The organism is Streptomyces sp. NPDC092045 (assembly GCF_044756005.1).
GTDB lineage: Bacteria > Actinomycetota > Actinomycetes > Streptomycetales > Streptomycetaceae > Streptomyces.
In genome coordinates this window covers 56,983-79,777 of sequence record NZ_JBIVSC010000019.1, presented here as the reverse complement: position 1 = coordinate 79,777, position 22,795 = coordinate 56,983, and the positions used below count along the sequence as shown (strand labels likewise).

21 protein-coding genes and 4 pseudogenes are annotated in these 22,795 nt (G+C 69.8%); 15 read left to right on the top strand and 10 right to left on the bottom strand.

Annotated features, from left to right (window positions below):
• Positions 1–429 precede the first annotated feature (429 nt).
• From ACIQKA_RS29410 to ACIQKA_RS29385, 6 genes are all read left to right on the top strand, one after another.
• Positions 430–774 carry a hypothetical protein gene (locus tag ACIQKA_RS29410; protein WP_402542911.1) on the top strand — a complete coding sequence of 115 codons (345 nt, stop codon included), beginning with the start codon at positions 430–432 and terminating at the stop codon, positions 772–774.
• Positions 775–797: 23 nt separating this feature from the next.
• Positions 798–1,094 carry a hypothetical protein gene (locus ACIQKA_RS29405; protein ID WP_383446407.1) on the top strand — a complete coding sequence of 99 codons (297 nt, stop codon included), beginning with the start codon at positions 798–800 and terminating at the stop codon, positions 1,092–1,094.
• Complete coding sequence (locus ACIQKA_RS29400) at positions 1,091–1,318, top strand: hypothetical protein (RefSeq protein ID WP_402542910.1); 228 nt, start codon at positions 1,091–1,093, stop codon at positions 1,316–1,318. The genes ACIQKA_RS29405 and ACIQKA_RS29400 overlap by 4 nt, the downstream gene beginning before the upstream one ends.
• A gap of 300 nt (positions 1,319–1,618) precedes the next feature.
• A complete protein-coding gene (locus ACIQKA_RS29395) occupies positions 1,619–3,853 on the top strand; it encodes an FG-GAP-like repeat-containing protein (protein WP_402542909.1) in 2,235 nt (744 codons plus the stop codon).
• A gap of 649 nt (positions 3,854–4,502) precedes the next feature.
• Positions 4,503–4,778 (top strand): hypothetical protein, encoded by a 276-nt coding sequence (locus ACIQKA_RS29390; RefSeq protein ID WP_402542908.1) that lies wholly within the window; start codon positions 4,503–4,505, stop codon positions 4,776–4,778.
• A 190-nt stretch (positions 4,779–4,968) separates the two neighbouring features.
• Positions 4,969–5,370: a hypothetical protein gene (locus ACIQKA_RS29385; RefSeq protein ID WP_383152175.1), complete on the top strand. Its 402-nt coding sequence runs from the start codon at positions 4,969–4,971 to the stop codon at positions 5,368–5,370.
• A gap of 11 nt (positions 5,371–5,381) precedes the next feature.
• On the opposite strand, the gene ACIQKA_RS29380 is transcribed toward ACIQKA_RS29385, so the two are convergent.
• Together ACIQKA_RS29380 and ACIQKA_RS29375 are read right to left on the bottom strand one after the other, a co-directional pair.
• The gene (locus ACIQKA_RS29380) at positions 5,382–5,591 is read right to left on the bottom strand and encodes a hypothetical protein (protein ID WP_383446479.1); all 210 of its coding nucleotides are present in this window, start codon (positions 5,589–5,591) and stop codon (positions 5,382–5,384) included.
• Between the two features lie 390 nt (positions 5,592–5,981).
• Positions 5,982–6,929: a hypothetical protein gene (locus tag ACIQKA_RS29375; RefSeq protein ID WP_402542907.1), complete on the bottom strand. Its 948-nt coding sequence runs from the start codon at positions 6,927–6,929 to the stop codon at positions 5,982–5,984.
• Between the two features lie 154 nt (positions 6,930–7,083).
• Here ACIQKA_RS29375 and ACIQKA_RS29370 point away from each other — a divergent pair, with 154 nt between their 5' ends.
• Both ACIQKA_RS29370 and ACIQKA_RS29365 read left to right on the top strand, forming a co-directional pair.
• The gene (locus tag ACIQKA_RS29370) at positions 7,084–7,611 is read left to right on the top strand and encodes a DUF4396 domain-containing protein (RefSeq protein WP_383159968.1); all 528 of its coding nucleotides are present in this window, start codon (positions 7,084–7,086) and stop codon (positions 7,609–7,611) included.
• Positions 7,612–7,769: 158 nt separating this feature from the next.
• Positions 7,770–8,178 (top strand): annotated as a pseudogene (locus ACIQKA_RS29365) (four-helix bundle copper-binding protein).
• A gap of 1,098 nt (positions 8,179–9,276) precedes the next feature.
• Here the strand turns inward: ACIQKA_RS29365 and ACIQKA_RS29360 are convergent.
• A complete protein-coding gene (locus ACIQKA_RS29360) occupies positions 9,277–11,253 on the bottom strand; it encodes a SpoIIE family protein phosphatase (protein ID WP_402542937.1) in 1,977 nt (658 codons plus the stop codon).
• 999 nt (positions 11,254–12,252) lie between these two features.
• On the opposite strand from ACIQKA_RS29360, the gene ACIQKA_RS29355 reads away from it, so the two are divergent.
• Positions 12,253–12,459 carry a hypothetical protein gene (locus ACIQKA_RS29355; protein ID WP_383159961.1) on the top strand — a complete coding sequence of 69 codons (207 nt, stop codon included), beginning with the start codon at positions 12,253–12,255 and terminating at the stop codon, positions 12,457–12,459.
• Between the two features lie 36 nt (positions 12,460–12,495).
• Positions 12,496–12,702, top strand: coding sequence for a hypothetical protein (locus ACIQKA_RS29350; protein WP_391097211.1), 207 nt, complete (start codon positions 12,496–12,498; stop codon positions 12,700–12,702).
• An 84-nt stretch (positions 12,703–12,786) separates the two neighbouring features.
• On the opposite strand, the gene ACIQKA_RS29345 is transcribed toward ACIQKA_RS29350, so the two are convergent.
• A complete protein-coding gene (locus tag ACIQKA_RS29345; RefSeq protein WP_391097212.1) occupies positions 12,787–12,915 on the bottom strand; it encodes a hypothetical protein in 129 nt (42 codons plus the stop codon).
• 587 nt (positions 12,916–13,502) lie between these two features.
• Between ACIQKA_RS29345 and ACIQKA_RS29340 the strand changes: the two genes are divergently transcribed.
• From ACIQKA_RS29340 to ACIQKA_RS29325, 4 genes are read left to right on the top strand one after another with little or no spacing between them, the layout of a single operon-like run.
• Entirely contained in the window at positions 13,503–14,546 is a 1,044-nt protein-coding gene (locus ACIQKA_RS29340; RefSeq protein ID WP_402542906.1) for an acyl-CoA dehydrogenase, read from the top strand.
• Entirely contained in the window at positions 14,539–15,348 is an 810-nt protein-coding gene (locus tag ACIQKA_RS29335; protein WP_391097214.1) for a PIG-L family deacetylase, read from the top strand. The genes ACIQKA_RS29340 and ACIQKA_RS29335 overlap by 8 nt, the downstream gene beginning before the upstream one ends.
• On the top strand, positions 15,345–15,998 hold the full coding sequence (locus ACIQKA_RS29330) for an SAM-dependent methyltransferase (protein ID WP_391097215.1): 654 nt from the start codon (positions 15,345–15,347) through the stop codon (positions 15,996–15,998). The genes ACIQKA_RS29335 and ACIQKA_RS29330 overlap by 4 nt, the downstream gene beginning before the upstream one ends.
• Positions 15,995–16,738, top strand: a complete 744-nt coding sequence (locus ACIQKA_RS29325) for a glycosyltransferase (RefSeq protein WP_391097216.1) — start codon at positions 15,995–15,997, stop codon at positions 16,736–16,738. Before ACIQKA_RS29330 ends, ACIQKA_RS29325 begins: the two co-directional genes overlap by 4 nt.
• Positions 16,739–17,147: 409 nt before the next feature.
• Here the strand turns inward: ACIQKA_RS29325 and ACIQKA_RS29320 are convergent, their stop codons facing one another.
• The 5 genes and pseudogenes from ACIQKA_RS29320 to ACIQKA_RS29300 form a co-directional block, all read right to left on the bottom strand.
• Complete coding sequence (locus tag ACIQKA_RS29320) at positions 17,148–17,360, bottom strand: hypothetical protein (RefSeq protein ID WP_402542905.1); 213 nt, start codon at positions 17,358–17,360, stop codon at positions 17,148–17,150.
• A 343-nt stretch (positions 17,361–17,703) separates the two neighbouring features.
• Positions 17,704–18,555, bottom strand: a complete 852-nt coding sequence (locus ACIQKA_RS29315; RefSeq protein WP_402542904.1) for an RCC1 domain-containing protein — start codon at positions 18,553–18,555, stop codon at positions 17,704–17,706.
• A 62-nt stretch (positions 18,556–18,617) separates the two neighbouring features.
• Positions 18,618–19,442, bottom strand: a pseudogene (locus ACIQKA_RS29310) (IS5 family transposase).
• Positions 19,443–19,588: 146 nt separating this feature from the next.
• Positions 19,589–20,358, bottom strand: a pseudogene (locus ACIQKA_RS29305) (transposase).
• Between the two features lie 42 nt (positions 20,359–20,400).
• The gene (locus tag ACIQKA_RS29300) at positions 20,401–20,859 is read right to left on the bottom strand and encodes a hypothetical protein (protein WP_402542903.1); all 459 of its coding nucleotides are present in this window, start codon (positions 20,857–20,859) and stop codon (positions 20,401–20,403) included.
• A gap of 468 nt (positions 20,860–21,327) precedes the next feature.
• On the opposite strand from ACIQKA_RS29300, the gene ACIQKA_RS29295 reads away from it, so the two are divergent.
• A complete protein-coding gene (locus ACIQKA_RS29295; RefSeq protein WP_402542902.1) occupies positions 21,328–21,750 on the top strand; it encodes a DUF6924 domain-containing protein in 423 nt (140 codons plus the stop codon).
• Positions 21,751–21,781: 31 nt separating this feature from the next.
• Here ACIQKA_RS29295 and ACIQKA_RS29290 read toward each other — a convergent pair.
• Positions 21,782–22,621 (bottom strand): annotated as a pseudogene (locus tag ACIQKA_RS29290) (IS5 family transposase); the annotation flags it as partial.
• Between the last annotated feature and the right edge of the window lie 174 nt (positions 22,622–22,795).

Sequence of the window (22,795 nt, the reverse complement as noted above, 5' to 3'; positions counted from 1 at the left end):
TGTCATAGGGGATGACCGGTGCCAGTCCCACCGCAGGGGAAGAGGCGCGTGACCGAAGGAGCGCGCCCACAGCACCCCGAACGAGAGAAGCAGACCGGACGCGCGGCACCGGTGACACAGCGGGCATCATCCACGACTTCGTGATACTCAACGCCCTGCGCAGCACCTACGTCGCTCAGTCGGCGATCACACGGGCCACCGCCGCCTTGAAGCAGGCCTTCACCGATGCCTGATACGGCGACGGCCGCCAAAAGCGATGTGTCGGCTCGCGGCGGACACGTCGGCGCGCCGACCGCCTGCTGTACGACGAGCGTGGAGCCCGCCGGCTGGACCGGCACGGCGTTGGAATCTCGGCGACGGCGACGCTGCCCTGCTGAGCGGGGACGATGCCGGACGACGGCTGGACGGGTTCCGTGGACCCTGTGGCTGTTGAGCGAGGACCACAGCGCCCGCCGCATCTACGACGGCCACGGCGACCGCAACCTGATCACCGCCTGCCTCGGCGGGACCCACGACGACGAGGAGACCGAACAGCACTGGGGGCACCCGGCGATCGAGTACATGATCAGACCTGCCCGGCCGGGGTGGCTGCTGCTGGCCTCCGACGGCGCCTACGAACCCCACGAGGATATCGACCACGACCTGGGCGACTACCTCACCGGCGATCCGCGCGAGGCCGCCGAGTTCCTGGTCGACGACGCCGTCCGCCGCGCCTGTGCGCAGGGGGACCCGTACGCGGACAACGCCACCGCGCTGATCGCCCGCATCACCTGACCGGCCACCAAGGAGAACCGTCCATGGACATCCCGCCCGCCCTCATCCCCGCGCCTGCCGCCGACGTCCGCGACCAGCAGATCGCCGACCGGCGTGCCGCGCTCCAGCGAGCCGTCCCGCTGCTCGCCTTTGCCGCCGGACGCGAGGCGGACACCGACCCGCGCCGGTTGGAGCTGCTGTCCGCGGCCGCCGACGACCTGACGTACATGCTCGACCGCACCGCTTCCTGTACCGCGCCCTCCTCGAAGCCGGGCCTGCCGCCGACGCTCGTCCTGCAACACTTGGGGCCACCGTGCCGACGACGAGGAGCGAGCAGATGACGGTCCTGCCTTCACCGGAGGAGATCGAGGCCGCCCGCACGCCCGCTGGCGGCTGGAAGCGCGACCAACTCACCGCCTGGGGCGTTCCCTGGCCCCCGCCCAAGGGCTGGAAGGACGATCTCGTCAAACGCTGGACGGCCGCCCATCAGGACGGCACGCCGCCTCTGCCCCGCCCGGCTCAGGATCCGCCCGATTTCGCGCAGGAGATGCTCGACTTCGGCTGACCGCCAGCACCGGGGGCTGACAAGGACGCCCCCGGCGCCCGTCAGCCGCCTGCACATCCGGGCCGAAGCGGCCGCCGATGACACCCACGGTCTCGTTCGTGTCTTCTGAAGAAGCTGTCGATTCCGAACGCCCTCACGCAACGGGAACCGGCCGGTCGTACAGATGATGGAGAAACCCCGGACCTGACAGACTACGAAGCTCTTCGACCCGGAATACAACTCCCCTGGCGCCTCACGAGTCATGCCGCTGTGGCATGTCGTACTCCGTCACACTCGCCACTCCCAGGGAGGCACACTCCGTTGAACCGTACGCTCGCCACCACCGTCGCTCTCGTCCTTGCCGTGACGGGCGGCGGCCTGACAGCCCCGGCGTTCGCGGCACCCCCGCAGTCACCCGCGCCCGCGCCCGCCGAGGTGGCCCCGCCGCTGACCGCTCCCGCCGGCTCGGAGATCGTCAGCGCGGGCAGGACCGGCATGCTCACCCGTACGGGCACGGGCACCCGGACCGTCCACCGGTGGACGCGGCATGCCGACGGCGTCACGACGACGCTCCCCGCCGGGACCTTGTGGGGCAGCCCGGGCACTGACCTCGTCGTCTCCCGGGCCGGGGCGGTGTACACGCTCACCGACATGGGCGGGGCGGTGAAGCCGGTCGTGATCGACACCTCCGTGCTCGGCGCGCAGGCCGCCGGGTACGCGCTCCGGCAGGTCGTCGGCACCACGCTGGTGATGTCGGGCCGGGTGGACGGCGTGGACCGGCACCACCTGGTCTCCCTGGAAGCCGGCGAGGTCGTCTCCCGGACCGTGCCCCTGCCGGAGGGCTGGGACTCCTGGCGGGACTACGCCACCGGCCCCGGCACCTTCGCGGTGATCCTCCGCTCGCCGGGCACCGCCTCGCGCCGGCTCGGGGTGGTGGACGTGGCCACCGGCGAGGTTGTCGAGTCGTACGCCCTCGCGTACACGACCTCCGTCGAGTCCGTCACCGTGACCCCGACCCACGCGATCTGGCTGGAGAACGCCTCCTCCGCGGACAAGAGGCTGGTCGTCGCACCCAGAGGCACGAACCAGACCCGGCCGGTGCCGCTGGACTCCCCGGGCACAGCGACCGGCACCGTCCTCCACACTCTCGGCGACTGGATCGCGTACACCAAGCCGGGCGGCGGCACCGCGCTCTCCCCCAACGGCCTCCACCAGGTCACCGTCCGCTCGGCGAAGACCGGCGCGACGTTCCCGATCCTGGACCACGCCACATCCCTTGCCCCCGACGCCGACGGCGGCCTGCTCGCCGTCGGCGGCACCCTCGCCCAGGGCGAGGGCCTATACCGGATCGCTCTGGACGCCGCCACCGGAAAACCAACCGCGACCCTCATCCGCTCCTCCGGACAGCCGACCGCCCTCACCGCCCTGACGCAGACCCTGCCGCCGACCGGCACCGTCGACTTCGACCGCGCGGGCGGCAGGATGCCTGCCGGCTGGACGCTCAGCCGGCCCAACGCCAAGGCCTCGCTGACGCTGAAGCACACGGCCTCCGGCCGGACCGTGAAGATCACCGGCAAGACGCCCGGCGAGGGAGCGACCACGTTCCCGCTCGACTGGAACGGCCTGTACGACGACGGCCTGCCGGCCCACAACGGCGCCTACACCTGGACGATGCGCGCCGAGCCTGCCAACGGCATCGGCCCGGCCATCGAGCGCCAGGGGGCCTTCACGCTGACCCGTGCGCCCCGCCCGCGCGACTTCGACGGCAACGGCTCGCCGGACGTGCTCTCCCGCACAGAGTCCGGCCACCTCGGCGCGTACGACCTCCAGCAGCTGCGGAGCCTGAAGCCCTTCCAGCAGCCGTACGAGGCACAGATCGGCGGCGGCTGGAACATCTACGACCGCATCACCCCCACCGGGGACCTCGCCGGCACCCGCGACGCCGACCTCGTCGCCCGCGACCGCTCCGGCGTGCTCTGGTTCTACGCGGGCAAGGGCACCGACAAGGCGCCCTTCGCGCCGCGCACCCGGATCGGCGGGGGCTGGCAGGTGTACGACAAACTCACCGGCGGCTCCGACCTGACCGGCGACGGACGCAACGACCTCCTGGCCACCGACCGCTCTGGCGTCCTGTGGCTCTACCGCGGCACCGGCAGCATCACGGCCCCCTTCAAGCCGCGCGTGAAAATCGGCGGCGGCTGGCAGCTCTACAACCAGATCACGGCCACCGGTAACCTCGCGGGCGCCATCGCCGGCGACCTCGTCGCCCGAGACAAGGACGGTGTCCTCTGGCTCTACCTCGGCAGGGGCGACGGCACCTTCGCCGCCCGCACCCGCATCGGCGGCGGCTGGCAGCGCTACCAGCAGATCCTCGCAGTCGGCGACGTGGACGGCGATGGCCGCAACGACCTCGTAGGAGAGGAAGTGGCCGCGAACCCGGCCCCCGAATCCCCGCAGACCGCCCTCCTCCTGCACCGCGGCACGGGCCAGTGGGCGACACCGTTCGCCACCCGGCAGCACACCGGCTCACTGTGGAGCGACCACCAGCTCCACTGACGGAACACGGCCACCCGGACCGTCTCGCCGACCGTGCGGTTCCCGACGCCCCGGGTCCTCGCGAGCGTGGCTACGGGCGGCGCCCGTAGCCACGCAGCATCCCTCCAGGCACCCGCGATGCCGTTCAGCGAACTCCTAAAGGCGCAGGGCGCACCCGGCACGCTCGTCTCCCCATACGGTACTCAGGGCCACGAGCGCGATCCCCTCCGCCGCGTCGGGGTCCAGGAAGTGCTGGGGACTGTCCAGAGCCCGCGTACACCGCTGCGCCACCTCCAGGAATTCCCGAGCATCGGGCACCGGAGCTGAGGCTGGCACCTTCGCGGTTCCCGCCGGAGCTACGATGCCGGGCCGCGGAGTGAGGGAGGGCTGGTGGGTGGTGGCGCGGCCGCATTGGGTGGCGACCTGGCCCGCCAGGCGCGGTACATCGGTAGCGACTGCGCGAGGCCCGTATCCCAGCCGTTTTCGAACACCTCCTCGATCCCGTCGGCGGCGCTGTTCTCCGCGATTCAGGTGTGTGCGCCGGCGAGTGCCCCTGCCTTCAGCCGCGCGACAAGCTTGTCCGCACGCACGGTCGGCACCCCAGCGGCCAGGGCGCGGAACGTCTCTATGCGGGTGTTCGCAAATCGACCAGCCCCACGGCCCCTACGACATGGACGAGTACGGCCACACCACGGTCGAGGACGACCTGCCCGGCTTCCCCATGACGCAGTTCGTCGGCCAGCGGATCCACTCCGTCCAGGAGATCCGCTACCAGCACCGCACCTACGACTTCGCCGTCGGCATCACCGTCCAGTTCCCTGGTGGCGCCATCCGCATCCTCAACCTTGCGGACGAGATCGTCCTGGCCTGTGATCAGCATCTGGGCCTGGTTGAGGAGCATCTCTACGAGGTGGCGCCGCCCACGAGCCAGGACGCCGCACCATGAGTCGGCACGAACCCGGAGGTCGATCCCAGCAGAGCACAGAATCCGACCCGCGGGTTCCGGCTGAAGGGCCTTCAGTTTCCCTAAACCCACGGGGTTCTGCGGCCTCGGGACTGGTAAGCCCGCATGTTCAGGTGTCGCGTATTCGCCGTAGCCGCAGGCCGATCGTCACCCTGTGTCGGTGCTCTGCGGCATGATGACCGGCGTGGACACCGAGATACTGATAGACGTCTGGCAGCAGCTTCTCGCCGACCCTCACAAGTCGTGGGTGCTGTTCGAGCATGGCACTTGTGTCGTGCTGACCGCTCCGGAAGGGGAGCTTGCTGAACAGGCAACCGACCTCCTGAAGAAGTTCGGCCCGGCGCATGCCGGATCTTCGGCAGGAGACTTTGGGGTGATCGACCCCAAGGACGTCGAGGGATGGGTCGTCACCGGGCATCACAACGACGTCCTTACCTATGTTGGCCCCGATGAGCCTCAGGATCAGTCGCAGATCGCTGTCGGGCTATTCGGACGTTCCAAGCGCCACCGGGACGGCACCGAGCTTCACGTCGTCCATGTTGAGGACAAACGCGGCTCAGCGGGCCCAGCGTAAGGAGCAGCGCTTCACCGCTGGTGGTCGCCTGGGGCGTATCGGCTCCAGGTCCCGCCGGCTTCGGTGACCGGGCGGGTGGCGGTCTTGTCGTGATAGCCGAGTGCCTTCGCGATGACGGGGGCCGGGGCTTGGAGGACGAGCTGACGGATCACGGAGGCCCTGCCGCGCTGCGGAGGAACGCCGATCTCGCGCAGGTGGACTTGGAGGCTGACCGGGTTCATGGGCCGGCCCGGCTGGCGGCCGGGGAAGAGCCACTTTGAGCTCCTGCTGCTGGCGTAGGGCAGGTGCTGGCGGGATTGGATGTAGGCCCGCATCAGGTTGGCGACGGGCTCCGGTAGCGGGGACGGAGGGTCTCATAGGGCGTGTGTCGAAAGTCCCGCCTGCCCGGCGGCGCCCGGCACGCACGCTCGCCGCGTTGTCGGGATCACCCCGATACAACCAGTATCGGGGCGACCCTCCGCCTTGCGATCGCACGCACCGGACACCGCCGGGCCTGCCCTCCGGGCAGACGGCGCTACTTTCGACACACGCCCTAGCCGGACGGTGAGGGCGGACCTGTCGTCGATGACGTCGTCCATGGTGAGGCGGACGATACGGCTGATGGGCTGCGCCTAGAGGAGAACGAGCGCGGCGGCGATCCGGGCCCGCAGGGGCAGGGAATCGTCGTTGAGGACCCGGCGGAGGATCGCGAGCCGGCGGTGCTGGTGCAACGGTTCCGGGTCCTGGGTGATAACCGCGGGCGGGAGCGTGAGGCGGGGCACGCTGCCGGTCTTGATGCACCATCGCAGGAATGACTGCGAGGGGAGGCGGGTGGCCAGGCTTTCGGTGTGCCAGGCATCGATGTCGGCCTGCTGACACTGCCCGATTACGCGTCCTCGGTCGGCGAGCCATCCGAGGAAGGCGCCGGCCCGGGTGACTTCTTGCTTGGTGTGGTTGGTCTGGGATCGTCCCAGCGGCCCCTTCTCCGCCTTCGTCCGCAGGCGCCGCATCTGGTGCCAGGTGGCGAAGTGGCGGAGAAGCTGACGGTGACCGGGTTCCTCGATGGTGGCGAGCCGTTCGGTCAGCCGGCGCTGGTAGAGCAGGAGCTGCCGGTCGACCCGCGGGAGGACGGCACTGTCCATCAGCAGGTCACGCAGGTGAGTCACGGTCCGCCAGGGGGTTTCCTGGTGCAGCCCGTCATAGGAGAGCGGGATGCTGCCGGTGGCCAGGCCCCGCAGGAGGCGGACGACGTTGGGGTTGCGCAGCCAGATGAGCCGGCTCTTGGGCCGGTCCATCTCCAGCAGGACCTTGACCAGCGGCAGGAACGCCGGGGCGACGCGGCCGGTGCCGTCGTCGAGGAGGCGGGCGAGCATGTCGGCGAGGGTGCAGTGTTCGCAGAGGCGTCCGCCAAGCAGCAACCCCTCGAAGCCGCAGCGATCGCAGAAGAAGTCGCGGAGGGAATCGTCGCGGCCGGTGGCGTCCCAGTCGGCGGCGAGCCCGTCGAAGCGTTCGGTGACGAAGGCCGCGCCGACATTGCCCCGCCGGCCGGCGGCCAGAGCATGGGCAAAAGCGCGGAACATCTGCGCCGTCTCCTTCGGAGGCAGCGGCTTGCCGTCCGGGCTGGGTGCAACTTCACTCTCGCCCCATCTCCCCGGAATACCCCTGGGGGGTATATAGTTCTGTGGTGTGGGGGCCGGGAACGGGCCACACTGGACGGGATTGGGGATGAGGGCCATGGACCACAGCACGCACCACGCCGGTGCCGCTCACAACCACACAGTCCACCAGGGCCACGCCGGGCACGAGGGCCACCACGGCGGGCACGAGGGCGCTTCCTGGGGGACGGCGGCGAAGGCGACCCTGCACTGCCTGACCGGATGCGCCATCGGCGAGATCCTCGGTATGGCCATCGGCACCGCCCTGATGTGGGGCAACGTGGAGACCATGGTTCTGGCGATCGTGCTGGCGTTCGTTTTCGGCTACTCGTTCACGCTGTTCGCCGTGCGCCGCGCCGGGCTGGACTTCAAGACCGCGATCAAGGTCGCGCTGGCCGCGGACACCGTATCCATCGCGGTGATGGAGCTCGTCGACAACGGCATCATCGCCCTGGTTCCGGGGGCGATGGACGCCCACCTCGACGAGGCCCTGTTCTGGACCTCACTGCTGGGCGGCTTCGTCATCGCTTTCCTGCTCACCACCCCGGTCAACAAGTGGATGATCGGCCGCGGCAAGGGCCACGCCGTCGTCCACGCCTACCACTGACACCCGTCACCGCCCGCATCACGGGCCGGGGCACCCCCAGACAGGGGCGCCCCGGCCCGTTTGCGTACGCCGCAGCGGTGAGACCGGCTGGTAGCGGGGGCCGAAGACGCGGGGCCGCCCGGCCGGCCGGCCTCCCGGAAGACGAGGAGGCGATGGCGATGACCATGGTCAAGGACATGCTCGCCACCTACCCGCAAGACCTCGGCGACGTCGACCGCGACAAGCTCACCCGCTGCATCGAGGCGTGCATCGCCTGCGCCCAGACCTGGTACCGCGTGCGCGGACGCCTGCCTGTCCGAGGGCATGGTCGGCGACCTCGCCAAGTGCATCCGCACCGACATGGACTGCGCCGGCATCTGCATCGCCACCGCCGCCGTCCTCTCGCGGCACACCGGCTACGACGCCGACATCACCCGCGCGATCCTCAAGGCCTGCGCCATGGTCTGCAAGGCCTGCGGCGACGAATGCGCCACCCACGCCGACATGCACGAACACTGCCGCATCTGCGCCGAAGTCTGCCGTTCCTGCGAGCAGGCGTGCAACGAACTCCTCGGAGCCCTCGGCTGACCGCAGGGGGCAGCGAAACCGACCGCCAGCGGCTGGCCTGACCTGCGAGCTCCATCGGCCGGCTGGTCGCCGTCGCCCTCGATGGCCTGCGCCCGGTTCCCTGAAAACCCTGCGGCCACCGCACCGTGTGATCAACAAGGGGCGGGCCGGACAACCCGCCCGCAGAGCCGGACAGGGTTACGGCGTGTTCACGGCCCGGGCTGCATCCAGCACCACGCGGATTCGCCGCCCGGCGGGCCCGCTGCCCCTGCTGTGGCTCGGCGCGCTGCTGCTCGCCCTTCTACACCCACACGGCCGGAGCCGACAGCGCCACCGCGCACACACCCACGGCACCACCGCGGCGGGGCTGCCCCTGCATTCGGCAACGTCCGGCACCAGCCACCCCCATGACGACGGCGGCCCTGACCGGCACCAGGACGACCGCCCCTCCTTCCATCCGGCCGAGGCCTGCGCCTCGGGCCACCCGCATCAGGGATGCGAGGCGCCCGCCCCGCCCTCATCGGTCCTCACCGAGCTGCCTCCCGCCTTCGCCCCGGTGCCCCCGCAGCCTGCCGCGCGGGCCGTACCCGAGGGCGCCATCCCTTGGCCGCGTTCTCTCGACGGCGTGGTGCAGCAGGTATAAATCCGGGCGATCTGGGTGCGAGTCCGCCCCCGATTCGAGGAGGCCTGAGGACGGCCCGGGAGGTCAAGGCGCACGCCCCGCACTGCCGGGTCATCTTCACGGTGTACGAGATGAAGCGGCTCGGCCGCGACGCCGCCGAACTCACCGCGCTCGCCGGCCACCTCACCGCCCACGGCCTGAATACGGTGACTCGCCTTCGGTGGCCCGGGAGCGCTTAGCGCTAACGACTGTTCCGTTGTTCCCCGAGACCGGATTGGTGGTCGTACGGCGCCTGCCCAGGTGCGTAGACCAGCTACTCTGCGCGGGCGGCGGTGTACGAGTAAACGGTGTCCTCGTCCCAGGCGTGGCCGGCCACGGGCTGGCCGTCGGCGCGTATGCAGCTTCCGGCGAGCCGGGCGTCGAGGGTTAGGCGGGGGTCGGGGGTCGTGCTCACTCGCCGAGGGCAGACCTTCCGTCTCGATGATCGACCCCTGGTTCTAATCGCCTTGATCATCTGGATTCGCTGATGTGACCAGGTGCTCTCCCGCTTCCGTGATCAGGCGGGTGGGTTTGGAAGGTAGCCCCAGTTCGAACCAGACCACCTTGCCGCCCGAGAGCCGGGTCGCCCCCCAGCGCCGGGCCAGCCGGTTCACCACGAGTAGGCCGCGCCCGCCCTCGTCCGTGTCCCGCGCCCGCCGCTGCCGGGGCAGCTGCGGGGAGTCGTCGCCGACCTCGCAGCGCAGCACGTCCGTACGGAGCAGCCGCAGGGTCACGGGCCGCTCCGCGTACCGCACGGCGTTCGTCACGACCTCGCTGATCAGCAGCTCCACCGAGTCCGTGAGCTCCTCCAGGTCCCAGCGGGCCAGCGCCTCTCGGGCGAGCCGCCGGGCCCGCATTGGGGCTGTGTCCTCAGGGGTCAGGAACCAGTGCGCCACGTCGCTCGGTGCGATCCCGTCGAACCGGGCCGCGAGCAGCGCGATGTCGTCGTCCCGGTCGCCCGGACCCAGTATGTCGAGGACGTCGTCGCAGAGCGCCTCCAGCGGGGGCGAGTGGTCCGGACCGGTCAGCTGCGCGGTCGCCTCCAAGCGCTCGCACAGCTCCTCGATCCCCGTCCACACGTCCCGCAGCCGGGACTCCACCAGACCGTCGGTGTACAGCAGCAGCGTGGCGCCGGCCGGGGCGTCCAGCTCGACCGCCTCGAAGTCCACCCCGCCCACCCCGATCGGCGCGCCCGGCGGCACCCGCAGCACCTCCGCGCGCCCGCCCAGATGGAGCAGTATCGGCGGCGGATGGCCGGCGTTCGCCACCGTGATCCGGTGCGAGACCGGGTCGTACACCGCGTACATGCAGGTGGCCATCCGGTTCTCGCCGAGCCGCTGCGCCTGCTCGTCCAGGTGGTGCAGCACCTCCTGCGGCGGCAGGTCGAGCCCGGCCAGGGTCTGCAGGGTGGTGCGCAACTGGCCCATGGTCCCCGCTGAGGTCATGGAGTGGCCCATGACGTCGCCCACGACCAGGGCGACCCTGCTGCCGGGCAGCGGGATCGCGTCGTACCAGTCGCCGCCCACTCGGACCGTCTTGCCTGCCGGCAGATAGCGCGAGGCCAGCCTGACCCCGGTCGGCTGCGGCAGCGAGTCCGGCAGCATCGTCCGCTGGAGCTCGTCTACGAGGTCAGCCCCTTGGTCGTACAGCGAGGCCTTGTCGATGCCAATCGCGGTTTGAGTGGCCAGCTGCGCTACTACCAAGAGGTCGTTCGGCTCGAAGCCGGCCCGCTCCGGACGGCGCAGGAACACGGCCGCGCCGATCACCCGGCGCCGGCCGCGCAGCGGAGCCAGTATCGCCCGCAGCCCGCCGGGCAGCGGGTGGTCGGTGCCGAGCAGCTCGCCCAGCGCCTCCCGGGCGGCGGCGGAGTCGCCGAAGACCGGCCGCACCCCGCGCAGCACCTCGGCGAGCGCTCCTCCGGACCGCACCTCGGACAGCTCGAAGGCCAAGGGTGGGTCGGAGTCGGGTACGAGAGCATGTTCCTCGCCCGGCATCTCCGAGGCCTTCATACGCTCGGTGCGGCGCAGCCGCAGCACGAACGGCGCCACCGGGCGTTCGTCACCCCCCGGCAGCGGATCGCGCAGGTAGACCAGGATCTCGTCGGAGAACGTCGGCACGCTCGCCCGGCACAGGCCGAGCACGATCTCGTCCGGGTCGATGCCGCGGGAGACGCGCCGAGTCGCGGCTCCGACAAAGCTCATGATGTTCGGACTCGGGTACGCGGGCAAGGCAAGCGGCGCGGAGCCGTCCTTGCTGGCGGAAGGGTTGTGCGACGTTGTTCGGAACAACTCGGCAGAATCTTCCGCGTCGTCCGGAGGGTTTCGGTCGCTGGTGGCTTCCCCTACCACGATCCGAGACTTGCTTCGTGTCTCCGCTTCTACCCAGCCGACATCCTCGGCCGCGCTTTGGACGGCGTCATGCTCGCGATCGAGCATGACGCGGACTTTACTGAGAGTGGCGTCGACCCGGTCGAGGGCGATGTCATCCTCGGTAGCCCTCTCGTCCGGCAGGAGCAGTGTGCCTCCGGCGGTCCCTCCTCCCTGTGCAGCAGCTAGGCGTAGTTCGTTCAGCTCCGCTTCCAGCTGGCCAATCTGGCGTGCAGCGAGATCGGCCACCTGCTGAGCCCGGTCACGCTCCGCCTCGGCCCTGGCAAGCTGCACGCGGAGTTCTTCAGTCTGATTCTGGGCTCGTACAAGACGGGAGGCCGTCTGTGTCTCTTCGACTGCCTGAGGGCTCGTCGAGCCACGGATGGCGTCAAGCTGACGGGTCAGCTGCGCGACCTGAGCCTGGGTCTGCCCCAGCAGGGCGACCAGCAGCGTTGCCGCTTGGAGAGCCTGCAACCGGGCCTGCTCACTGACCTCATACGCCTGACGTACGAGGTTGAGCTCTTCAAGGGCCTCGATCGTTCGCTGCTGAGCCCGGACCAAGTCGTTCCCGGAGTCAGACGGAGACTGCGAGGAGACCAGGCAGCCGGCGGTCCATAAGTCTCTGATGAGGGCAAGCCGCCGGGCAGCCTCGTCTCCGGTCTCCCGGGGGAAACAGATGTCGGCGACCGCCTCGGCCAGCTCCAAGGTCAAGCCGTCACCGTTGAGCTGAGCCCGAAGGCGTCGGAGCGTAGGGATCGGCCCGTTGAAGTGCTCCTCGGTCAGGAGGCCGTAGAGACGACTGACCGAGATGCTTGACGTGTCCAGCCAGCCTCGCAGGAGCTGCACCAGGTCGTTGACCTTCTGGTTCGGTCCGCGTGCCGGCGTCCATGGACGCCCCGGTCGTTTCGCCGTCCCCACCCTTGATCCCCTTGCGACGAGTTAGTTCCCGAACAACCCCGCGTTGTCACCGCAACAACATCCAACCGCTTTGTTCACGCAGGTGAGGGGTGGATCGTGAAATCAGCGACGTGAACAGCGCCGCTTGCGTCGAAAGATCTGGAGGAGCTCGTGAACACGACTCACACCGCCCTGCTGATGATGGTGATCAGCCTGGCGGTGATCGTCTCGATCCTGGCGGCCGGAGCGGCCTTCGCCGTGACCCGATGGGGCGGCGAGTCGATGTCCCGCTGCGTAGCAGCCTTCGGGAAGACATTCGGGGCGACTCTGACGGTCCTCGCCGCCGTCCTCACGGTCATGATCACCGCCGTCAAGTAGGCGACACCGTCTGTTCAGAGAGTCGAGGTCGGGCCAGTGCACGGCACGGGCGCCGACGGGCACGGCGAACGTCTCCCCGCGCCAGGCGCCGGACAGGACCTGGTCCACGCCGAGGTCGGCCAGGAGCTCCGCCGCGCGGCCGGGCACGACTTCGGCGGCGTACACCTCCCGCTCGGAGAGCACCCGGCGGCCTTCGCCCTCCAGCCGGATACCGGCGTCGGCGACGGCCAGGCGGTGCAGTAGCCGCTCGCCCGGCGGCTGCGGGGCACCCAGGCCGGTACCGGCGATCGGCCCACCGCGCCCGGTCGGCCACAGAACCGTCCGCGCCTACCGCACGTCCACGTCCCGGTGCAGCAGCCCGGCCTCGGCCATCAGCCGCACCCGGCACCGGGCGGCCTCGATCCGCCCGCCCCAGCACACGTACGCGGCCCGGTGCAGCGTCAGCGTGCTGTACAAGGTGGCGAGGCGGAGTAGGTGTTCGTCCTCCTCGGCGCGCTGCCAGCCGTCGCCCCGGGTCCCGCCCGAGCCGCGCTCTCGACGCAGCGTACCGCCCGCTCCCGGTAGACCCCTGCCATCTCTCTCCCCACTACCTCTCCCTGTAGTTGGTGCACGGCCGCACGCGTCACGACAGCCTCAAAGGCAGGGTGACCTGCGAAGGGGACACCGGCCGGAACGAATGTCGCGGGTGCGAGCGCGGAGGGGAAGCCGGTGGTGGGGCCTTCGTGGTCGGGGCCGCGCTGGGCGGGTATCGCCGGCTGAAGAGGGGCGCCCGGGCCCTCGGGGGCGGTGAAGGCGGCGGGCGTACCGGGCGCCGGGGGGCGCTTGGGCGTCGCGTCCGGAGTCGTTGATCTTCTCGAAGTTCTCGGTAAGGGCTTCGCTCAGGTCCTGGATTGCATCCGAACGGCTGCAGATCAGCTCCGGACGCCACAGAAGTGCTGTCGGCCGTCCTGCACGGCCGGTCGTCTGCCGAGAGCTCACGAGCGGACCATCAGGATGATGCGTTCGCGATGCATGAGAACGGACTTCGGGTGTACCCGTAGATCATGGCGACCTCTCTGACATCCCAGAACACGAGCCCGATCCCGGATTCGGCCGAAACGGCGGGGCGCGTCGCCGCCGAGCGGTTCGCCGGGTGGGTGGAGGACGGGGCTGAGCGGTTGCCGCTGCCCGGCTCGGGCAGGACGCAGGAGCGATTCACGGCGCTGCAGTCGTTGGGCCGGGTAGACCTCTCACTCGCCCGGCTGGCAGAAGGGCACGCGGACGCCACGGCCATCCTGCACGAGCTCGGCGCACCCGCACCGGCCGTGGGAGAACGCTGGGGGGTGTGGGCGGCGCGACCGCCCGGGACCACTTTGCGTGCCCGTCCGGACGGAGACGGCGGCTGGCTGCTCGATGGGCTGAAGGGGTACTGCTCCGGTGCGCATACCTGCACGCACGCGCTGGTCACCGCCGACACCGATGACGGATACCGGCTGTTCGCCGTCGCGACCGGCCACCCTGGGTACGCCCCGGTCGCCGGCACGTGGCGCGCGGTGGGCATGGCGGGGAGCGACACCCCGGACGTGCGCTTCACCGCGGTACCGGCCCGGACGATAGGGGGTGTGGACGCCTACCTGCGGCGCCCGGGCTTCGCCCACGGCGGGGTGGGGGTCGCCGCGTGCTGGCTGGGCGGCGCCCGGGGCGTCGCCGACGCGCTGTTCGCAGCGGCACGTCATCGCGCTCCGGACCCGCTGACGGCGGCCCACCTGGGCGCCGTGGACGTCCTGCTGCACAGTGCGCAGTGGGCGCTCGACGCCGCCGCGGCCGCGATCGACGCAGAGCCGCTGGAGGACGGTCCGCCCGCCCAGTTGCGTGCGGCCCGGGTGCGCGCCCTGGTCGCCGACGTCTGCGCGCGCGTACTGGACGAGGTCGGCCGGGCGCTCGGCGCCGGGCCGCTGTGCCATGACGCCGAGCACGCCCAGCGGGTCGCCGACCTCACCGTCTACATCCGCCAGCACCATGCCGAACGCGATCTCGCCGCGCTGGGCCGTCTGGTGGCGGAGGAGACGGCGGACACGGCCGGCACGAAGGAGGAGACCGATGTCTGAACGGCCCGCCACCGATCTTTCCCCTGTGATCTCCGACGACCGGCAACGGGCTGCCGATGCCATCGACGCCGCGGGCACCGCCGAGGAGGTGTGGATCGCGTGGGCCGGGCGCGAACCTCGGTCCGAGGCGGTACTGCCCGACGGGCCGGTACTCGTCGTGGCGGCCCATCCCGACGACGAGGTCCTCGGGTTCGGAGGGACCGCGAGCCGGCTGGCGGCGGCGGGACGACAGGTGCACGTGCTGACAGTGACGGACGGGGAGGGCTCCCACCCCGGAAGCCGGGTGCTGCCCCCGCCCGAACTGGCCCGGGTACGACGGGAGGAGCTGGCCGAAGCACTGGACGTGCTCGGCCTCAACCCTGCTTTCCGGTACCGGATGGGCATCGCGGACACGCGCGTCGACGAGGGGGAGGACCTGGTCGCCGCACGGGTGGAGCAGCTGGTGCGACAGACGGGCGCCGGGCTGTGCGTGGCGCCGTGGAGCGGCGACCTGCACGCCGACCACGAGGCGGCGGGCCGGGCCGCGAGGACGGCCGCGGCCGCTGCGGCCGTTCCCCTGTGGCAGTACCCCGTATGGATGTGGCACTGGGCCACTCCCGGTGACACCCGCGTGCCCTGGGACCGCCTGCGCCGCCTGCCGCTGACCACGGAACTGCTGAACCGCAAGAAGGCCGCCGTGCGGTGCTTCCGCACGCAGATCGCGCCGCTCGCCGACCACCCGGGTGTGGTGCTGCCACCGGACGAGCTCGACCACCACCAGCGCCTCTTCGAAACCGTCTTCGTCGAAGGAGACACCCCATGAAGGATGCGGGCCCGCCGGTGCGCGACACGGGATCCTCCACGCCGGAAAGCTACTTCGCCCGCATGTACGCGGACACCTCCGACCCCTGGGATCTGGCGAACCGCTGGTACGAGCAGCGCAAGTACGCGCTGACACTGGCCGCACTGCCCCGGCGCCGCTACCGCCGCGCCTTCGAGCCAGGCTGTTCCGCCGGAGTGCTCACCCGGATGCTGGCCGGACGGTGCGACGAGCTGGTGGCGGCGGACCGGGTGGAACGGGCGGTGCAGACGGCGGCGGCGCGCAACCGCGACCAGCCGCACGTCAGCGTCGAGCACCTCGTCGTACCGGACCAGTGGCCCACCGGCCGCTTCGACCTCGTGGTGCTGTCCGAACTGCTGTACTACTTCGACGACACCCGGCTGCAGAGGATTCTGGACCAGACCGTCGCCTCTCTGGAGCCGGGAGGCTCGCTGGTCACCGTGCACTGGAACCATCCGGTGCCCGAGCACCGGCTGACCGGCGAGCAACTGCGCCCGTACCTGGAGGCCGTGCCCGGACTCGTCACCGGGCCCGGCCTCGCCGACCCCGATTTCACCCTCGGCACGTACACCCGTCCCCTGCCCGACGGCACCCCGCCGCCTTCGCCGGCCGCCGCTGAGGGCCTGGTGTGACCGCCAGAATCAGCGCACTGGTCGTGGCGGTGCCGGCGCACGACGAGGCCGCGGACCTTCCCGCAGCACTTCGCTCGGTCCACCGCGCCCGGCGCCTCGCCGCGTTCCCGCCGTGCACGGTCGTGGTCGCGGCGGACGCCTGCACGGACGCCACCGCGGCCACGGCGGTCCGGCACGGGGCGGACGTGGTGGAGGTCGCGCACCGGATGGCCGGTGCCGCCCGGGCCGCCGCCGTGACGCGAGCCCTGAAGCTCTGCGGGACACGCCCCGAGGAAACCTGGATCGCCACCACCGACGCCGACTGCCGGGTCCCGCCCGACTGGCTCATCCATCACCTGCACCACGCCCGCCGGGACTGGCAATGCCTGCTCGGCACCGTCCGTATCGGCCCCCATCCGTCCCTCGCCCCGCCGGTACGGGCGCTGCACGACGCGCACTACTTCGCCGGCCGCGACGGGCCCGGCTGGGCGCACCCCCACGTGCACGGGGCCAACCTCGGCATCCGCGCGGACACCTATCTGCGGGCGGGCGGCTTCCCCACCGTGCCGTACGGAGAGGACCACGCCCTCGTCGCCGCCCTGCCCCCCGACACCCGCGTACTGCGCACAGACGCCTGCCCCGTCACCACCTCCGGACGGACCACTCCACGCGCACCGCACGGATTCGGCGCGTTCCTGAGGGCACTAGACGAGCGGTCCAAGGAGGTCGCGACAGAGCGCAGCGGCTCAGGCCCTCTATAACAGCGACTCGTACGCCCCTCATGTGCCAGCGAGCCGACACATGCGCCCTCCTGCTGTATTGGTTGCGTGGCCTGTCACCGCAGTGGTCACCCACCCTCCGCAAGGATGCGCCGCCCCCGTAGCCGCCGGCACCGTGCCGACGCACTCTTCACAGAAGCGCCTCGTTGGCCCGCAGAGGGAAGGAGGCACAGTGGTGCGGGATGTGAAAGAGCTGTCGGCGTTGATCCGGCGCCGGTACCGCGAAGGCGCGAGTCTCGCGGTGGTGGCACGGGAGCTGGGGGGGCGAAGAGCACCGTGCGGCGCCATGTACCGGTGCAAGAGCGTCGGGATGCGGCAGCAGCGGCACTGCAGCCGCGCGGAGACGCCGTACGAGCAGGCGCTCAGGACGCAGGTCGTGCGTCTCTACGATTCAGGGACGCCGCAGCAGCGGGTGGCGGCCACGCTGGGGATCTCGGTCGAGGCGGTGGTGGCCCGCCTCGAACCGTCCCGGCGGCGTTCGAGGCAGGAAGCGGCCCGGCTCGCCGTCGACCAGCAGGGCGAGCTCCTGCCGCAGAAAGAGATCATCACCCGGTACGTGCAGGGCGCGACCGTGGCCGAGCTCGGCCGGCTCTACGAGATGCATCCCTCCACGATCCGGCGCAGGATCCCCGGTGATCTGATCCGCTCCCGCGGCCGCACCCCGCAGTCCCTTTCCCGGACTGGGGCTGGGGCTGGGCGGGTGCTGGTCGATGAGGAGGTCCGCCGCCGGTATGCGGCGGGGGAGAGCGCCTACGCGCTCGCCCGCGAGTTAGGCGTCTTCACCCACACGATCCGGGCGCAGATCCCTGACGCCGACTGGCGCGGCGCCCGGCCGGGAAAGCCCCCGCCCCACCACCTCGTCCTGCGCAGCCGGGACTGGAATCAGAATGAGGTCTCTGTGCTCGGAAGTGACGGCATGCCAGTTAGTGTTGGCGCGGCCCGGAGGCTTATGGAAGCTGGATTCCGGACCAGGCATCGACTTCACACTGTCTGTCGGTATTGGTCCCAGCGGTTACGACTGTGCCGTTGGCACACAGGCCAAGGGTGTGCGCCGAACCAGCCGCCACGGCGACAATGTCGCGCCAATCGCCGACTTCGCACTGTCCGTAGCTGTTGTCTCCCGCTGCGAGGACCCGCCCGGACGCAGTGGCCCCAACGGTGTGGTAACTGCCCGCACTCAGCGCCACCACGTCTTCCCACTCATCGACCTCGCACGCCCCGGTTGCCCGGTCGCCGGTCGCTACTGCCCGCCCGTCAGTTCTGAGGCCGACGGTATGGAGATACCCGGCCGAAATGGCGGCCAGGTCACGCCACCTTTCAACGGCACACTGCCGTCGTCGGTTGTTCCCCGTGGCCAGTGCAGATCCGTCGGACCGGACGCCGACCGAGTGCCAGTCACCACACGAGAGGACGACCATCTCGCGCCAGGACTGCACGTCGCACTGCCCTTCTGAACTCCGGCCAACTGCTAGCACGCGGCCATTCGCGAGTAACCCGAGCGTGCGGCGCCAACCTGCGGCCACGGCCGTGACGCCTCGCCATCCGGCGACATCACATTGCCCATCACCATTCCACCCCGTTGCCAGCACCGTGCCGTCCGACCGGAGTCCCACCGTATGAGACCTGCCCGTGTTCGTCGCGGTATGGACGTTGCCAGCTGCCACCGCGACGACGTCTTCCCATCGCTCGACATGACATTCACCGGCTGCGGTATCGCCCGCGGCGACAACGGTTCCATCCCAGCGCCGTCCGACAGAATGACGTCTTCCGGCCGCCAGCACCGACGAGCCAGCGAGCATTCCGCCTCCTTGTACTCGGCGCGAGTTCGCGCCATGGGTCGCCACCTTACGTTGGCCTGGAATCAGAGCGCGGTCCTCAGCCGTCGCCAGCAGATGACGGCACAACCGAGTGCGATAAAGGCACGGTGGATGTCGTCGCGGACCTCCCAGCGGAGGCGTAGCCGGCGGAACCAGTGCAGTAGTGCGATGGCGCCTTCCACGACCCAGCGGTGGGCGCCGAGTCCGGAGCCGTGTTCGGTGCCGCGTCGGCCGATGTGCGGGGTGGTTTTGAACCGTCGGACCTGATCGCGGTAGCTCTCGTGGTCGTAGCCACGGTCGGCGAGAGGTGCTTCGGGCGGCGCAGCGGCTGGCCGCGTTTGCCTCGGATCGGCGGGACAGCTCGGATCATTGGGATCAGCTGGTTCACGTCGTTGCGGTTGCCGCCAGTCAGCGTGACGGCCAACGGGATGCCGTGGGCGTCGACGATCACGTGGTGCTTGCTGCCGGTCTTGCCCCGGTCCACCGGAGACGGGCCGGTGGCCGCACCACCTTTCATCGCCCGCAGATGGCTTGAGTCGACCGACGCCCGGGACAGATCCAGTACGCCGGCCGCCCGCAGCCCGGCCAGCAGCATCTCGTGCAGGCGCTGCCAGACCCCGGCCTCGTTCCACTTCCGCAGTCGCCTCCAGCAGGTCATCCCGGAGCCGAAGCCGAGTTCCTGCGGAAGGTAGCGCCAGGGGACGCCGGTGTAGAGCACGAACAGGATGCCGCACAGAACCCGCCGGTCATCGAGCCGACGACGCCCCGTAGCGGAAGCGCCGCTCAATCACCGGCAACAGCGGCTCGATACGCTCCCACAGCCCATCGTCAACCTCCCACGGCTTGCGCCCACCACGAGTCTCGGTCACAACCACCCCCTCCGGGCCACATCAACGAGAACTGACATGTCGTCATTCCCGAGCCTCGAGACCTCATTCTGATTCCAGTCCTAAGGGCTGTCCCGTAAATGATCTCGGAGCCGCTGAGGGAGGGGGCCGCCGTGCGGCCCGCTTGCCTATCCGACGAGGGCGAGGTTGTACATCCGGGCGATGCCGAGCATGGCGTGGTGGACGCCGTCGCCCTTGAGGCGACAGTCACGCAGGATCTTCCAGGTCTTCATGCGGGCGAAGACGTGCTCGACGCGGGCGCGGATCTGTTTGTGGGACTTGTTGTGTTCCTCTTTCCGGGACGGGAGTTCGCTCTGGCCGCGCCGTCGGCGGTGCGGGATGACGAGTCCGGTGCCGGGTAGCCGCCGTCGGCGATCGTGGTGGTCTTGCCGACGGCGGCCTTGGCGCCGGATTCCTCCCATGCGTTGCAGTCGTTCCGGTTCCCGGCCAGCGGCCGACCGACCACGAGGACCAGGCGGGTGTTGGCGTCGATGACGACCTGGTGGTTGGTGGAGTACCGATAGTTCTTCGACCGCTCCGCGATGGTGTGGTCCCGGGTGGGAACCAGGGTGCCGTCCACGATGAGCACAGCGTCCTTGGCGAACTGCTTGCGGGGCTGGAGGGCGAGCATTGGCCCGAGGTGGCCGATGATTCGGTCCGCTGCCGACTTGGACACCCCGAACAGCGGCGCGAGCTGCCGCATCGTGAGGTTCGTTCGCTAGTACGCCGTGACCAGCAGAGCACGGTCCTCCAGTGGAAGGCCCCACGGCCGGCCTTTGCGGACCGCGTCCGCACCCTCACGTCGCAGAACCGTCACCAGCTTCCCGAAGGCGCGGGGGCTGAGCCCGGAGAACGGGGCTATCCAAGACGGCTCTGACGCCGTGATCACTCCAGCCACATCAAGATCGTTCCATGGGGTGACTGGAGACCGCCCCGCCTCTCAGCTGCCGCTCAGCGGAGACGCCCACGTGGGGTCGTGCCGGGATCTCTTCGTGAGGTGGGCCAGCAGGTGCTCGGCCGTGGTTGAGACGGTGTCTTGAGGCGCGCCGACTACGACCAGGGCAGCGACGAGCCTTGCCAGTGCTGTTTCCGGGACGTCTGGATCGGTGAGGAGGGGGAGCAGCAGCAGGAAGCGGGTGGCTGTGTCCTGAACGCCTTCGGTCGCAGGAGACGGGCTGTCAGCGATCCTGATCAGTTCGTGCCATGTCAGACCGGTGCCCGAGAAGTCTCCGTCCCAGCTGGCGATCTGCTCGACGTGGCTTCTGCCTGGATGGGGGAGGAGGTAGTCGGTGCCGTAGTCGCCATCCAGGTTGCGGTAGATCACCACGGCTCCGGGGCCGTCTTCTGTCGGCAGCCTAAACGCTGGCCAGCGTTCGGGATCGAAGAGGACCTCGGACAAGGCATCGGTATTGGCGCCGTCCTCACCGAACCACTCCGGACCGGGGCGCTCGGCACACCCACCGTCGCTGCACAAGGTAGTTCGACCAGAAACCCGGGCGGGCCGGCAGTGACTCGCCCGCCACCAACGGGCCGACGTCGTATCCCTTGATCAGCACCCTTCAATCCTGTCACCAGCCACGACACAGTCCCCTTCCGGGGCACCGCCCAGTTACGGGACAGCCCTTAGATGTACTTACCACTCACATCGAGGCGCCGAGCCCTGACAGGCAGTCGGCCACGGCACCTTCATAACCCGAGTTGGTGCGCCTGATCGGGTCCGCCGGGTCGCCGCACTTCACGGTGACCTGAAAGAGCTTTTTGTCCTGGCAGGGGTGTTTGGTATCACCGGGTTGCTTGAGGAGTTCTGCCGGTGCCGGGGGGGCTGGTCTGGGCAGTCGATGTCAGCGTCAGGTGAGAGGATCACGAGATGTCTCTGCCTCAACCCGATGATCTGACCTCGCTGGTCCTGCGTACCGACTTCGGTGATGAGGGGGCCTGGGACTCGGTTCGAACTGCACTCGACGCGGCCGACGAGTACCCCCATGCCACGTATGTCAGCGAGCTTCGCTTCGCCGACGTGGGGGTCCAGGCATTGATGGCTGAAGAGGCTGCTGCGGACGAAGACGAGCAGATCGTTTACATGTTTCGGGCGGACGCAACCACGATGGAGGATCCGGGTCACCCGCTCCTGGCCGTGGATCTCTCAGACGAGCCCGGGCGGACGTTCAGGGTCCCTGCTCGGTGGTTTCCTGACATCTCGGCCAACCTCAGCATCGCCAACATGGACTTTGCGGAGTTCGCCGACGCCGCTGATGAATCAGGTACCTTCCGCGGCTTCGGCGAGGGTTGACGCTTTCTCGTTGCGGCCCGTTCGGGTGCTGTGTGCCGCGCCAGTTCAGCGTGGCTTCTCGGGTGAGGCGACGGCTCATCAGGTCGATCATCGCGAGGTGGATCATGGCTTCGGAGCGGGCGGGTAGGGCTTCGTAGTCGCGGGCCAGGCGCCGGTGGTGCATCAGCCGGCCGAAGGTCCGCTCGACGACCCAGCGTCGCGGGAGGACCTTGAAACCTTTCTGGCCGGGGTCGCGGCGGGTGACTTCGACGTCGATGCCGAGGCGGGCGCCGTGGTCGATGGCTGTGGTGCGGTAGCCGGTGTCGGCCCAGGCCTTTGTAACCTGCGGGTGGGCCCGTGCGATCTGTGAGAGCACCTGGATGCCGCCGGCGTTGTCGGAGACGCTGGCGGCGGTGACCAGCACGGCCAGGAGGAGGCCGAGCGTGTCGACGCCGATGTGCCGTTTGCGGCCTGCGATCTTCTTGCCCGCGTCGATGCCCTGGCCGGCCGCGGGCACGTTGGCCGAGGTCTTGACGCTCTGGGCGTCCAGGACACAGGCGCTCGGCTCGGCGTCACGGCCTTCGGCCTTCCGGACCAGGCGCCGCAGGAGACCGTTGAGCTGGTCGAAGACCTCATCCTTCTGCCACGCGGCGAAGTAACTGTAAACGGTTTCCCATGGAGCGAAGTCGTGCGGCAGGTATCGCCAGGGGATCCCGGTCCGGTCGACGTAGAGGATGGCGTCCATGATCCGGCGCAGGTCGTGTTCGGGTGGCCGGCCGATGTCCAGGCCCTTCCCTCTTCGCTCGGCCCGCCAGGCCGTCAGAGTTGGTTCCAGTAGTTTCCAACGGGCATCGGAGAGGCCACTAGGATAAGGCGGCTGCTTACGAGGCATGTTTCGGTAGTACCGATGGCCGCCGCCCTGCCACAGGGCGTAAACCGGTCCCACAGGGGATGCGTTGGGATCAGACAGGAGTGAAGGAGCCGAAACGGGCTCTCGGAGGCCGCCATTCTCCTCACCTGCCACAAGGGCGCCTACTGCCCCAGCTGACACGAAGCAGTCCGTCAC